Consider the following 12,886-nt stretch of genomic DNA (forward strand, 5'->3'; position numbering starts at 1 on the left):
CGGTCCCCTACCCGGGTCCTGTCCGGGTCCGGACAGGCGGACACCGCGGCACACGCGGGGGCCGCCCTCCTCGGCCGAGAAGGGCGGCCCCGTCGTTTCACCCGTTACAGGGTCGGGCTCAGCCCCGGTCGATGGTGATGACCGGAGAGGTCCACGTCTCCCAGTGGTCCGGGTTGTCCGGATCGCCGAGCGCCTTCAGCGCCCGGGCCTCCAGCCGGTAGTCGCCGTCCCGCACGGCCTTGACGCGGTCGCGGGAGTCCACCACGGTGCCGTCCCAGGCGTAGCTGAAGAAGGCGGTGCTGGTGGCGCTGCGGTTGACGTAGTCGACGTCCACGGCCACGTTCCGGTCCGGGTGGACCGGGCGACCGGTGCGCTCGTCGACGACGATCATCTCCAGCTTGGTCACGTGGTGGTCGAAGTGCGCGATCACGTACGGGATGTCGGGCAGCCCGTCCACCCAGTCCAGCGTGTAGGTGGCACCGTCGGGCTGGTTCTCGAAGGTGCCGCCGTTGTCGTCGGCGCACTCCAGGCCGGAGAACGCCTCGCACTCGGTGATGCGGGTGAGCCACGGCAGCTCGTGCACGTCGCCGTTGTCGTCGGTGATCGGGGTCATCGCCTCGATCTCCTGGTAGTCGCCGTTGTAGGCGGCGTACGGAACGCGGTGGGACTCGCCCGCACCCTTGCCCTCGACCTCGGTGACCGTGACGTAGCCGCCGTAGAGCATCTGCTCGTGGTCGCGGGCGGGCGGCGTGACGGTCACGTCGACCTCCACGGACTCGCCGGGGCCGACGGTCACCTCGTCCGTGCTGAAGGAGGCCTCGGCGGAGGCCGCGTTGAAGGACGGGGTGAAGGTGCTGCCGTGCGTGCCCAGCGCGGGCTCGTGCGAGATCTCGTAGGTGGCGGCCTCGTCGCCGTCGTTGGAGACGGTGACGGTCTCGGTCACCGGTCCCTCGGTGGCGCCGAGGGCCAGCTTTCCGGGGGCCAGGCTCGTGGTGGTCAGGATCGAGCCGGGGAGGTCGAGCATGCCCGCGCCCTGGCGGTGGACGTTGTCCAGGACCCCCAGGTCCGGGTTGCCCCACCACATCGTCGGGTCGGCGGTGTTCTGCAGGACGTCGCGCACCTCGTGCGCGCCGAGGTCGGGGCGGGCCTCCAGCAGCAGGGCGACGCCGCCCGCGACGTGCGGGGAGGACATCGAGGTGCCGCTGATGGTGGCGTAACCGCCCTTGGCCATCGGATAGGTGGAGTTGATCAGGCCGCCCGGGGCGCCCAGGTCCGGCTTGAGGTCCAGGTTGGGGGCCATGCCGTAGGAGCTGAAGCTGCTGATCAGGCCGCCGTTCGGGTTGGCGACCGTGGCCTGATCGCCGGTCCAGGTCAGGGTGACGGGCTCGTCGCCCTCCAGGAGTTCGAGGAGGTGGGTCCCGGCCTCCTGGGAGATGCCGACGGCGAAGGCGCCCCGGTCGGTGATGCCGCCTCCGGCGAACATGCCGGGCAGGTTGTTGTGGATCACGACACCGGTGGCGCCGGCGTCGACCGCGGCGTCGTACTTCTCGGCGAAGGTGCAGTCACCGCGGACGATGAGGGCCGTCCTGCCCTCGGGGTCGCCCTCCAGTTCGTCGCCCAGGGACGAACAGCTCCGGCCCACGTAGACGAGTTCGTCGCTCTCACCGGATTCGGGCGGCAGGACCGCGTCGTCCATCTCCATGTAGGCGATGGTCTCGCCGCTCTGGGTGGCCTCGGCGGCCGCGGCCCGGATGTGGGTGTTGTCGTAGGCGGCGACGCCGATGACGTTGGCGCCCAGGCCCGGAGCACCCGCGGAGTAGAGGCCGGTGTCTCCGGAGTTGCCGATGGAGGCGACCACGACCATGCCCTCGTCGACCAGGTTGTCCGAGGCGACGGCGGTCGGGTACTGGGGCCAGGAGTGGGCCGAGCCGATGCTCATGTTGAGCACGTCCATGTTGTCGGCCAGAGCCTGCTCCATGGCCGCGACCATGATGTCGGAGGTGGTGGAGCCGGAGCAGCCGAACACCTTGTAGGCGCCGAAGGTCACGTCGGGTGCGACCCCGGTGACCTCGCCCTCGGCGCCGATGATGCCCGCGACGTGGGTGCCGTGGCCGTTGCAGTCCTGCGGGTCGTCGTCGGGGGCGGGGGTGGAGCTGGCCGGGTCGCCGGCGTTGAAGTCGTCGCCGACGAAGTCGTGGCCCGCGACCACGCGCTCGGACGGGAACTCGCTGGAACCGCCGAGGTCGGGGTGGGTGTAGTCGACCCCGGTGTCCATGACGGCCACCCGCAGGCCCTCACCGGACAGTCCGAGCTCGCTCTGTACGACGTCCGCGCCGGTCATGCCGAGCGCGGTGTCCATCTCCGGTGCGCTGTCGTCCTGCTCGGGGATCTCGTGGCGGATGACCGGGTGGATCGCGGCGACGCCGGGGATCTCCCGAGCCGTACCTACCTGGGCGTCGTCCATCTCCACGGAGACGCCGTTCCACAGCTCGCTGAAGGACAGCCGTTCGCTGTACTCCAGGCCGTACTCCTCGGCTTCGGCGCGGAACTCCTCGTGCTCGTCGTCGACGCGTGCGGAGGCCGTTCCCCTGGAGGTGGGAGGGCTCTCCAGTTCAATGAACCACAGGTCCTGTACCTGGTGTGTCAGCTCGCCGTTCTCCGCCGTGGGTGCCGGGTGGAGGGGTGCGAGTTCCGAGCTCTCGTCGGCGCCTGCCGGTGCGACCGCGACCAGGCCCGCAATGAGTGTCAGCCCGGCGAGCGGCGCCAGGCGTGATCGGTGGGGTGCCACCTTGTCAACACATCCCTTCTCGTGCGCGCCTCAGGACACCGGGGGGGCGACGACCCGCCGGGTGCGGGTGTACGCGCACGGGGGGATACGCCGCTTGATGTCCGTATTCGGATAATCGGCGCGCATGGCAACGAGATCATTGCTGTGTGCGATCGAGGTGTCAATGCGCATTAAGACTCAATATGGCCACGCAGCAGGTCCAAGCGGTGCGAGTTTCTTTTGATGCCTCAGAAGTTAATAAATTGGACATAAAGCATTTTTAGTTTGAAACCAAACAAAAACTCGGATCGGGGAACGCGGTACCGAATGCCTCCGGTTCGGGGAGCCGACCTTGAAACCGTACGGAAAGCGCAGCTCGGAGCGGGTGAACCCGGGCGCGCGGCGGCCGAAGGGGTGCCCGTACAGTGGAGGGGTTGTGCCACCCTCCGGGAGGCACGACCGGTGCCGAACGAGCGAAATCCGGTCCCGCGGCCACATCCGGCCGCCCAACCCGGTGCTGTCCCGCAACTGTGAGGCCCCGCCGGAGCGCGGGGACGAGCCAGGTCGCCTCTTCGGCCCCGACGAACCCGTCCTCGTGGGAAGGACCGGCCGTCCCCGACCGGGCCGTGCCCCTTCCCGGCTCACCGAAGGAGCACCGTGCGGATCGCTCGCCAACTGCCCGTCGCATTCCTGGGCGCCACCCTCGCCCTCACGGCCTGCGGTACCACTGACGCCGAACCCGGCACCACGGAGGAGACCGGGGCCGCCTCCGCCGACTGCGGGGCCCCCGAGCCGGCCGCCGACCGGGAGCCCGTCGGAGACGGAACCTTCCCCGTCACCGTGGCCGGCGTGCTCGGCGAGGTCACCCTCGAAGAGGCGCCCGAACGCATCGTCTCCCTCTCACCGAGCAACACCGAGATGCTCTTCGCCATCGGGGCGGGCGACCGGGTCGAGGCGGCCGACGAGTACTCGAACTATCCTGACGAGGCCCCCACCACGGACCTCAGCGGCTTCACCCCCGGCGTCGAGGCGATCAGCGAGTACGACCCCGACCTCGTCATCCTCGCCGACAGCGCCATCGACACCGCGGAGCAGCTCGGCGCCGTCGACATCCCCACCCTGGTCCTGGGCGGCGCCGCCGACATGGAGGACGTCTACTCCCAGATCCGTCTGCTGGGCGAGGCCACGGGCCACACGGAGGAGGCCGACGCCGAGGCCGACCGGGTGGAGAGCGAGTTCACCGAGATCGTCGACGCCGCCTGCGCCGAACTCGCGGGCACCGAGCTGACCTTCTACCAGGAACTCGACGACACCCTCTACTCCGCGACCTCCAACACCTTCGTCGGTCAGGTCTACGACGCCTTCGGCCTGGTGAACATCGCCGACCAGGCCGCCGACGACGAGAGCGGCGACTACCCGCAACTGTCCGCGGAGTTCGTGGTCGAGGAGAACCCCGACCTGATCTTCCTCTCCTACGGGGACGAGGCCGCGGCCGAGGCCGTCGCCGAGCGCCCGGCCTTCGACACCGTCTCCGCGGTCGAGACCGGGTCGGTCCACGTGCTCGACGGCGACATCGCCTCCCGCTGGGGGCCGCGCGTGGTCGACTTCGCCCAGGCCGTCGGGGACGCGGTCACCGAGACCGCCAACCGGTAGCACCGGCACGGGCAGTACGCAGAGCAGCGGGGGGAACAGGGCGTGAAGGGCTTCGGGGTCCCGTTGGGCTGGCTCCTGGGCGCCGCGGCGGCGCTGTTCGCGGCCGGGCTCCTCGGCATCTCCGCGGGCGCCGCCTCGATCTCCGCGGCGGACATCCTCCGTCACATGCTCAGCTTCCTGCCGTTCGGCACCGAGTCACCGCTCACCGAACGGCAGGAGGCGCTCCTGATGGAGCTGCGCCTGCCCCGGGTGGTGATGGGCGCCGTGGTCGGCGCGCTCCTGGCCACGGCGGGCGGCGCCTACCAGGGCGTCTTCCGCAACCCGCTCGCCGACCCCTTCCTCCTCGGTGCCGCGTCCGGGGCCGGGTTGGGCGCCACCATGGTCATGGTCTTCGGGCAGGAACTGACCGCCGACCCGCGCGGCCTGGTCCCCGTGGCGGCCTTCTTCGGCGCCCTGGCCGGGGTGACGGCCGCCTACGCACTCGGCTCCACCGCCGGGGGAGGCGGCACCGCCGCCCTGGTGCTGGCGGGGGTGGCCGTCTCCTCGTTCCTCTCCGCCGCCCAGACCCTCGTCCAGCAGATGGGTGTGGACCAGCTCCAGCGCATCTACGCATGGCTCCTGGGCGGGCTCGGCCGGGGCGGATGGGACGACGTCCGCCTCGTCGCGCCGTACGCGGCCGTCGGGCTCCTCGTCCTGCTGCTCTGCGGCTACCTGCTGGACATGCTCGCCCTGGGCGACGACAAGGCGGTCAGCCTCGGCCTGAACCCCGCCGTCGTGCGGATGGTCGTCATCGCTGCCGCCTCCCTGGCCACCGCGGCCGCCGTCTCGGTGAGCGGGCTGATCGGCTTCGTCGGCATCGTCGTCCCGCACATCGTGCGCCGCCTCGTGGGTTCCAACTACCGGGCGATCCTGCCCGTCACCGTGCTGGCGGGCGGCGCCTTCCTGGTGGCGGTGGACATCGTGGCGCGCACCATCGTCGCCCCCGCGGAACTGCCCATCGGGGTGGTCACCGCGTTCCTCGGCGCACCCTTCTTCGTCCTCATCCTGCGGACCACCCGCCACCGCGGTACCTGACGGCACGCCACCCCGCGTGATGCGAAGGCGTCGAACACTCTGGGAGACTGGTTCACGCTATGGACATCACCTTGCTCGTAAGCATCATCGTCGTCGTCGCCCTCCTGGCGGTTGGCGGGTTCTTCCTGGTCAGGACCCGACGATCGGTCACACCGGGTAAGGAGGAGACCAAGCCCGAGGTCACCGGGGAGCCCGAGGAGGCCGCCCCGGAGGAGGACCGAGAACGGGATGCGGGGACGGTCGGCACGCCCCCCGCCCACGCCCCTCCCGCGGAGGAGGCCGCCCCGGCCCCCGCCGAACCGGCCGCACCCGAAATCGAGACCCCGCCCCCGTCGGCCGGACGCATGGTCCGCCTGCGCGCCCGCCTGGCCCGCTCGCAGAGCTCCTTCGGGCAGGGCCTTCTCACCCTCCTCTCCGCCAAGACCCTCGACGAGGACACCTGGGAGGAGATCGAGGACACCCTGATCACCGCCGACATCGGTGTCACCTCGGCCACCCAGATCGTCGAGAACCTGCGCACCCGGGTCAAGGTGCTCGGCACCCGTGACACCGAGGAGGTGCGGGGCCTGCTGCGCGAGGAACTCCTCAACCAGATCGGCGCCGACGCCGACCGCGCGGTGCGCACCGAACCGCACAGCGGCCGTCCGGCCGTGATCATGGTCGTGGGCGTCAACGGCACCGGCAAGACCACCACCACCGGCAAGCTCGCACGTGCCCTGGTCGGTGACGGCCGCAGCGTCGTCCTGGGCGCCGCGGACACCTTCCGCGCCGCGGCCACCGAGCAGCTGCAGACCTGGGGCGGGCGGGTGGGCGCCCCGGTCGTGCGCAAGGAGGAGGGCGCCGACCCCGCCAGTGTGGCCTTCGACGCCGTCGCCCGGGGCATCGAGGACGGCGCGGACACCGTCATCATCGACACCGCCGGGCGCCTGCACACCAAGACCGGCCTCATGGACGAGCTGGGCAAGGTCAAGCGCGTGGTGGAGAAGAAGTCCCAGGTCGACGAGGTCCTACTCGTCCTGGACGCCACCACCGGCCAGAACGGCCTGCGTCAGGCGCGCGTGTTCGCCGAGGTCGTCAACGTCACCGGTATCGCCCTGACCAAGCTCGACGGAACCGCCAAGGGCGGCATCATCGTCCAGGTCCAGCGCGAGCTGGGCGTGCCCGTCAAACTCGTCGGGCTCGGCGAGGGCCCCGACGACCTCGCGCCCTTCGACCCCGAGGTCTTCGTGGACGCCATCCTCGGCTGATCCGCCAGCCCTCCGGCCGGACACCCGCACACGGGTGTCCGGCCTTCTCACGTCCGGGGCACCCGCCCGGGAGCGGGTTCACCGGAACGCAACCCCCGGGAAACACCGGGGCCGGGAACCTGACCGCACCGACACCGCCGACGTGAGAAGTCACTGAGGGTGATCGAATCATGCCCCTCGGCCCCTGTGGTGTGCGTCTCCTGTGCCCGTGCACGTGCATTGGCGCGGCCTGCACGTTCGGTTCACGCCGCCTTAACACTTCTGTCTGTCCTTTTACGCCCGCGCAACACGTCGGGTCCGGCGGAGAAACACCCCGCACGGACAGTGGACGCCGTGGCCAGCGCACCGGGCCCGATGATGCGCTCGCTGACTGCCGCCCTTCAAGACAATCCCCCGTCCGTCCTATGGAGGCGACGAAATGATCGACACAGGCAACACCGCGTGGCTGCTGATGAGCGCCGCGCTGGTGATGCTCATGACCCCGGGCCTGGCTTTCTTCTACGGAGGCATGTCCCGGGCGAAGAGCGTCCTGAACATGATGCTCATGAGCTTCGGAAGTATCGCGATCGTCAGCGTGCTGTGGGTGCTCATCGGGCACTCGCTCTCCTACGCGCCCGGTTACGGCGCCCTCGACATGTTCGTCGGCGGATTCGACTACGTGGGGCTGACCAACCTCCTCGGTGAGATCGAGCCCGCCGAGGGCGGCGAGGGCGGTTACCCGCTCCTCGTCGACGCCGGCTTCCAGCTGATGTTCGCCGTCATCACCGTGGCCCTGATCAGCGGCGCCATCGCCGACCGCGCCAAGTTCGGCGCCTGGCTGCTGTTCGCCCCGGTCTGGGCCCTGATCGTCTACTTCCCGGTCGCCCACTGGGTCTGGGGCGGCGGCTGGATCGCCACCATGCACGAGTGGACCGGCCTGCCCGAGGTCATCGACTTCGCCGGCGGTACCGCGGTCCACATCAACGCCGGCGCCGCGGCCCTGGCCCTGGTCCTGGTCCTCGGCCGCCGCAAGGGCTTCGGCTCCGAGTCGATGCGCCCGCACAACCTGCCGTTCGTGCTGCTGGGTACCGCGCTCCTGTGGTTCGGCTGGTTCGGTTTCAACGCCGGATCCGCCTACGCCGCCAACGAGCAGGCCGCCCTGGCACTGGTCAACACCCAGGTCGCCACCGCCGCCGCGACCGCCGCCTGGATGCTCGTCGAGCGCATCCGCTACGGCAAGATCAGTGCCCTGGGCTTCGCCTCCGGTGCCATCGCCGGCCTGGTCGCCATCACCCCCGCAGCCGCCAGCGTCACCCCGGTCGGCGCCATCGTCGTCGGCCTCCTGTCCGGTGCCGTCTGCGCCTACGCGATCAGCTGGAAGTTCAAGTTCAAGTACGACGACGCCCTCGACGTGGTGGGCATCCACATGGTCGGCGGCATCGTCGGCTGCCTCGCCATCGGCTTCATCGCCTCCTCCGCGGTACCCGGCGGCGGCGACACCGGCCTGTTCACCGGCGGCGGCATCGGCCTCCTGGCCGCCCAGGCCATCTCGGTCATCGGCGTGATGATCTACTCCTTCGTCGTCACCTGGGTCATCGCCAAGGTCATCGACCTCGTCATCGGCTTCCGGATCGCCGAGGAGGTCGAGACCAACGGCCTCGACCACGAGCTGCACGCGGAGTCGGCCTACGCCTTCGACGAGCTCGACGAGCTGGAGGAGGAAGCGGTCTCCTCGTCGACGCCTCCGGGCGGGGAGACGGCCTCACCGCAGGTCAAGTCCTGACCCTCAATGTCGAGGCCGCGGGCCTTGAACCGATGACGCGGTGAGGCGGCTCAGGGGCCGGCGGGGATTTCCCCGCCGGCCCCGTCCGTGTTCCCCCTGCGTGCGGCCGACGGATTCCACTCATATGTACGTGTTCATGGGCTGGTGTTGGCAATGAGCCGCGCCCTTGTTCGATACCCTTTCGTGGCGGTGCGGCGGCCGACCCGGTTCCGGGGGAACGGCGAAGAGCGCCGGGGCGGTCCGAGCAGTGCTCCATCGGACGCAACCGGCGGATCGGCACCCGCATCCCACACTGCGGAGAGGCAGGGCGGTGCCAACGCCCGGGCCCTCCCGACGGCTTACTTCACGCGCATTCGGATCAGCACCCCACAGGTCGGGGTCAGGAGGCAAGATGGCGCCGGTTACTCGCAACAGGGGCCCCAGGGCGTACTCGGTGGACACCGGCTCCGGGAGCCGACGGCTCGCCCTCGCCGCGGTGTCCACCATCACCGCGCTGGGACTGGCCGGATGCGGCCTCGGCGGCGGGGACGAGGAGCCGGAGCCCACCGAGGAGGCCGCGGAGCCGGTCGAGGCGGCACCCCTGCTCGAAGAGGCCCTGACCGACCTGGCCGCCTACCCCGCGCTCACCGCGGAGGGGCAGGTCGCCCCGACCGTCGGCGGAAACATCCAGGAGACCACCCTGACCGTCGCCGACGGCGGCGCGTCCAGCGGGACCGTCCGCGCCAACGGGATCGAGGCCGAGCTGGTCGCCGCGGACGACAAGCTCTTCCTGCGCGCGGACGAGGAGTTCTGGCTGGACAAGGGGGTCTTCGGCCCGGACAGCGACCAGTTCGGCGGCACCTGGGTGCGCTCGTCCGCCGAACAGGCGGGCATCAACCCGCAGAACACGCTCGCCCCGCCGACGCTCTCGACGATCCTGGAGGGGATCGGCCTGGAGGACGAGGAGGCGGTCGAGGAGAACCTCGACGACACCCGTGCCTACCGGATCGACCTCGACGGCGAACGCAACCAGTTGTGGATCGACGCCGAGACCAACCAGATCCTGCGCATCGAGATCGAGGAGCTGGTCCCCGAGGGCGGCGAGACCGGCCCCCAGGTCCGCCTGGACCTGGCCCGGGCCGACGAGACCGCGGCCGAGGAGCTGTACACCGGCCTGACCACCACCGTCGAGGAGGAGCTCACCTCCTCCCGCGACGCGCGCATCGAGGTCAGCTGGGACGGGCAGCCCGCCATGGAGTGCGAGGAGGGGCCGCACTGCACCTGGTCCGGCACCCTACGCGACGCCGGCGCCTCGGGCAGCGGCACGGTCCTGGTCCGGATGGACGTCACCTTCAGCCAGGAGGAGATCGGCGACCAGGAGTGCTCCGACAACGGGGCCCTGGAGGCGGGCGGCACCCTCGACCTGGCCTGTGACGCCAACTACGACATCACCACCCCCGAACCGCGGACCTACGACGACATCCAGGGCGAGGCCCGGCTGTCCACCAGCGGGCTCAGCTCCGACCAGCAGCAGGAGATGCTCACCGCCCTCGCCGAACAGCGCGAGGCCACCCTCTCGGGCGGCGACGAGGAGACCGGGGACACCGAGGGCGAAGGCGACGGGGAGACCGGCGGCGAGGGCACCGAGGAGGCCGAGGAGACCGGGGGAGAGTAGCGGTACCCGCCCCGGGGACGCACCGGCTCCTGCGGGTGGGGGCTGGCAGGTAGGCTAGGAAGTCAATTCCGACGACGAAGGACTGGCCAAACTCGTGTTCGAGACGCTTTCCGACCGGCTGACATCGGTCTTCTCCTCGCTGCGCGGCAAGGGGCGGCTGTCCGAGGAGGACATCAACGCGACCGCGCGGGAGATCCGTCTCGCGCTGCTCGAGGCGGACGTCGCGCTGCCGGTGGTCCGCGAGTTCATCTCGCGGGTCAAGGAGCGCGCCCGCGGCGAAGAGGTCTCCAAGGCCCTCAACCCCGCCCAGCAGGTCATCAAGATCGTCAACGAGGAACTGGTCGAGATCCTCGGTGGCGAGACCAGGCAGGTCCGGTTCGCGAAGAACCCGCCCACCGTGATCATGCTCGCGGGTCTGCAGGGCGCGGGTAAGACGACCCTCGCGGGCAAGCTCGCCAAGTGGCTCTCCGACGACCGCAACACCCCGCTGCTGGTCGCGGCCGACCTCCAGCGCCCCAACGCCGTCACACAGCTCCAGGTGGTCGGTGAGCGCGCGGGTACCCCGGTCTTCGCCCCCCAGCCGGGCAACGGCGTAGGTGACCCCGTCAGCGTCGCCCGGGAGTCCATCGAGCACGCGCGGCGCAACAACCACAACGTCGTCATCATCGACACCGCGGGCCGCCTCGGTGTGGACACCGAGATGATGCAGCAGGCCGCGGACATCCGCGACGCGGTCAGCCCCGACGAGATCCTCTTCGTCGTCGACGCCATGATCGGTCAGGACGCGGTCAACACCGCCCAGGCCTTCCTGGACGGTGTCGGCTACGACGCGGTCGCGCTCACCAAGCTCGACGGTGACGCCCGCGGCGGTGCGGCCCTGTCGATCCGGCACCTCACCGGCCGCCCGATCATGTTCGCCTCCACGGGTGAGAAGCTCGAGGACTTCGACCTCTTCCACCCGGACCGGATGGCCTCGCGCATCCTGGACATGGGTGACGTCCTCACCCTCATCGAACAGGCCCAGCGCACGTTCGACGAGGCCGAGGTCGAGAAGATGGCCTCGACCATGGCCTCGGACGACGACTTCACGCTGGACGACTTCCTCCAGCAGATGGCGATGGTCCGCAAGCTCGGCCCGATCGGCAACCTGCTCGGCATGATGCCCGGTATGGGGCAGATGCGGGACCAGATCGAGGGCATCGACGACAAGGACCTGGACCGCATCCAGGCCATCATCCAGTCGATGACGCCGGGCGAGCGGGCCAACCCGAAGATGATCAACGGTTCCCGTCGTCTGCGGATCGCCAACGGTTCCGGCACCCAGGTCAGTGACGTCAACGGTCTGGTCACCCGCTTCTTCGAGGCGCAGAAGATGATGCGCAAGATGAAGAGCGGTGGCGGCATGCCGGGGATGCCCGGGATGCCCGGCACGGGCGGCGGCAACAAGAAGAAGGCCAAGGCCCAGGCGAAGAAGGCCAAGAAGGGCAAGCAGCGCAGCGGTAACCCGTTGAAGGCACGCCAGCAGGAGGCCGAGCGGGAGGCCGAACGCAAGCGGCGCCAGGAGGAGGGCGGCCAGGAGATGCCCCAGCTTCCTCCGGGCCTCGGCGGCGGTCAGCCCAACCTGCCGCCCGGTCTGGGCGGGCCCAACATGCCCGACCTGTCGAACTTCAAACTGCCCAAGAAGTAGTGAGACCCGCCACGGCCCGTCCGGAACCCTCCGGCCGGGCCGCGGGTGTTTCCGCGCGGAGGGCGGACGCGTGGCGGTGTCCTGTCCGAGGAACACGTCCGCGTCTGGCACAATGAGTAGTCGACTAACGGTGGCCGGGCCGGCCCTCTAACTAGCCCGCCACCCACGTCCTGCCTCGACGGGTTCCACAACCCCACGTGGGCCGCCTGTCAGGCGCCTAACACCGTTATTCGGGAGAAGACCACTCCAGTGGCTGTCAAACTGAAGCTCAAGCGTATGGGCAAGATCCGTACGCCCCAGTACCGTGTCATCGTCGCCGACGCCCGCAACAAGCGTGACGGCAAGGCGATCGAGGAGATCGGCAAGTACCACCCCAAGGAGCACCCGAGCCTCATCGAGGTCAACTCCGAGCGGGCCCAGTACTGGCTGTCCGTCGGCGCCCAGCCGTCCGACGCGGTGAAGGTCCTCCTGCGCAAGACCGGTGACTGGCAGAAGTTCAAGGGCCTGGCCGCCCCGGCTCCGCTCCAGGTCGCCGAGGCCAAGGACCCCGAGGCCAAGGAAGCCGCCTTCCAGGCCGCGCTGAAGGAGCTCGTGCTCCCCGGCCAGGAGAAGAAGGCCAAGAAGGCCGACAAGGCTGAGAAGGCCGAGAAGAAGTCGGACAAGGCGGAGAAGGCGGCCGACAAGCCCGCCGAGAACGCCGAGGCTGAGAAGAAGTCCGAGGGCGAGGCCTAATCGTGCTGGAAGAGGCGCTTGAGCACCTCGTGAAGGGGATCGTTGCGAACTCCGAGGACGTCCAGGTGAGAGCCAAGCGGCTCCGCAAGGGCAAGGTTCTGGAGGTCCGGGTCCACCCAGACGACCTTGGCAAGGTCATCGGCCGCAACGGTCGGACCGCCAAGGCACTGCGGACCGTCGTCGGCTCTCTCGCCGGCGGCCGTTACGTCCGTGTGGACCTGTTGGACCTGAACGAAGTGCGCTGACGCGCCTCTTGGGGCGCCGACCGCTGACGGTCGGCGCCCCGAACTCGTGCCCGGGGACCGTGTGA

The 12,886-nt window shown here is 69.9% G+C and carries 9 protein-coding genes; 8 read left to right on the forward strand and 1 reads right to left on the reverse strand.

Annotated features, from left to right (window positions below; genetic code table 11):
- Nucleotides 1-118: 118 nt before the first annotated feature.
- Nucleotides 119-2,788, reverse strand: coding sequence for a S8 family serine peptidase (locus IE195_RS21185; protein ID WP_191274300.1), 2,670 nt, complete (start codon nucleotides 2,786-2,788; stop codon nucleotides 119-121).
- 636 nt (nucleotides 2,789-3,424) lie between these two features.
- On the opposite strand from IE195_RS21185, the gene IE195_RS21190 reads away from it, so the two are divergent.
- From IE195_RS21190 to IE195_RS21225, 8 genes are all read left to right on the forward strand, one after another.
- Nucleotides 3,425-4,420, forward strand: coding sequence for an ABC transporter substrate-binding protein (locus IE195_RS21190; RefSeq protein ID WP_191274302.1), 996 nt, complete (start codon nucleotides 3,425-3,427; stop codon nucleotides 4,418-4,420).
- Nucleotides 4,421-4,462: 42 nt separating this feature from the next.
- The gene (locus IE195_RS21195) at nucleotides 4,463-5,494 is read left to right on the forward strand and encodes a FecCD family ABC transporter permease (protein WP_191274304.1); all 1,032 of its coding nucleotides are present in this window, start codon (nucleotides 4,463-4,465) and stop codon (nucleotides 5,492-5,494) included.
- A 59-nt stretch (nucleotides 5,495-5,553) separates the two neighbouring features.
- Entirely contained in the window at nucleotides 5,554-6,741 is a 1,188-nt protein-coding gene (ftsY, locus tag IE195_RS21200; protein WP_191274306.1) for a signal recognition particle-docking protein FtsY, read from the forward strand.
- Nucleotides 6,742-7,159: 418 nt separating this feature from the next.
- Nucleotides 7,160-8,503 carry an ammonium transporter gene (locus tag IE195_RS21205; protein WP_191274307.1) on the forward strand — a complete coding sequence of 448 codons (1,344 nt, stop codon included), beginning with the start codon at nucleotides 7,160-7,162 and terminating at the stop codon, nucleotides 8,501-8,503.
- Between the two features lie 391 nt (nucleotides 8,504-8,894).
- A complete protein-coding gene (locus IE195_RS21210; protein WP_225942529.1) occupies nucleotides 8,895-10,157 on the forward strand; it encodes a hypothetical protein in 1,263 nt (420 codons plus the stop codon).
- 94 nt (nucleotides 10,158-10,251) lie between these two features.
- The gene (ffh, locus tag IE195_RS21215) at nucleotides 10,252-11,844 is read left to right on the forward strand and encodes a signal recognition particle protein (protein WP_191274309.1); all 1,593 of its coding nucleotides are present in this window, start codon (nucleotides 10,252-10,254) and stop codon (nucleotides 11,842-11,844) included.
- Nucleotides 11,845-12,093: 249 nt separating this feature from the next.
- Nucleotides 12,094-12,576: a 30S ribosomal protein S16 gene (gene rpsP, locus IE195_RS21220; RefSeq protein ID WP_191274312.1), complete on the forward strand. Its 483-nt coding sequence runs from the start codon at nucleotides 12,094-12,096 to the stop codon at nucleotides 12,574-12,576.
- A gap of 2 nt (nucleotides 12,577-12,578) precedes the next feature.
- Nucleotides 12,579-12,821: an RNA-binding protein gene (locus tag IE195_RS21225; protein WP_191274314.1), complete on the forward strand. Its 243-nt coding sequence runs from the start codon at nucleotides 12,579-12,581 to the stop codon at nucleotides 12,819-12,821.
- Nucleotides 12,822-12,886 lie beyond the last annotated feature (65 nt).

Source organism: Nocardiopsis terrae (assembly GCF_014651695.1).
GTDB lineage: Bacteria > Actinomycetota > Actinomycetes > Streptosporangiales > Streptosporangiaceae > Nocardiopsis > Nocardiopsis terrae.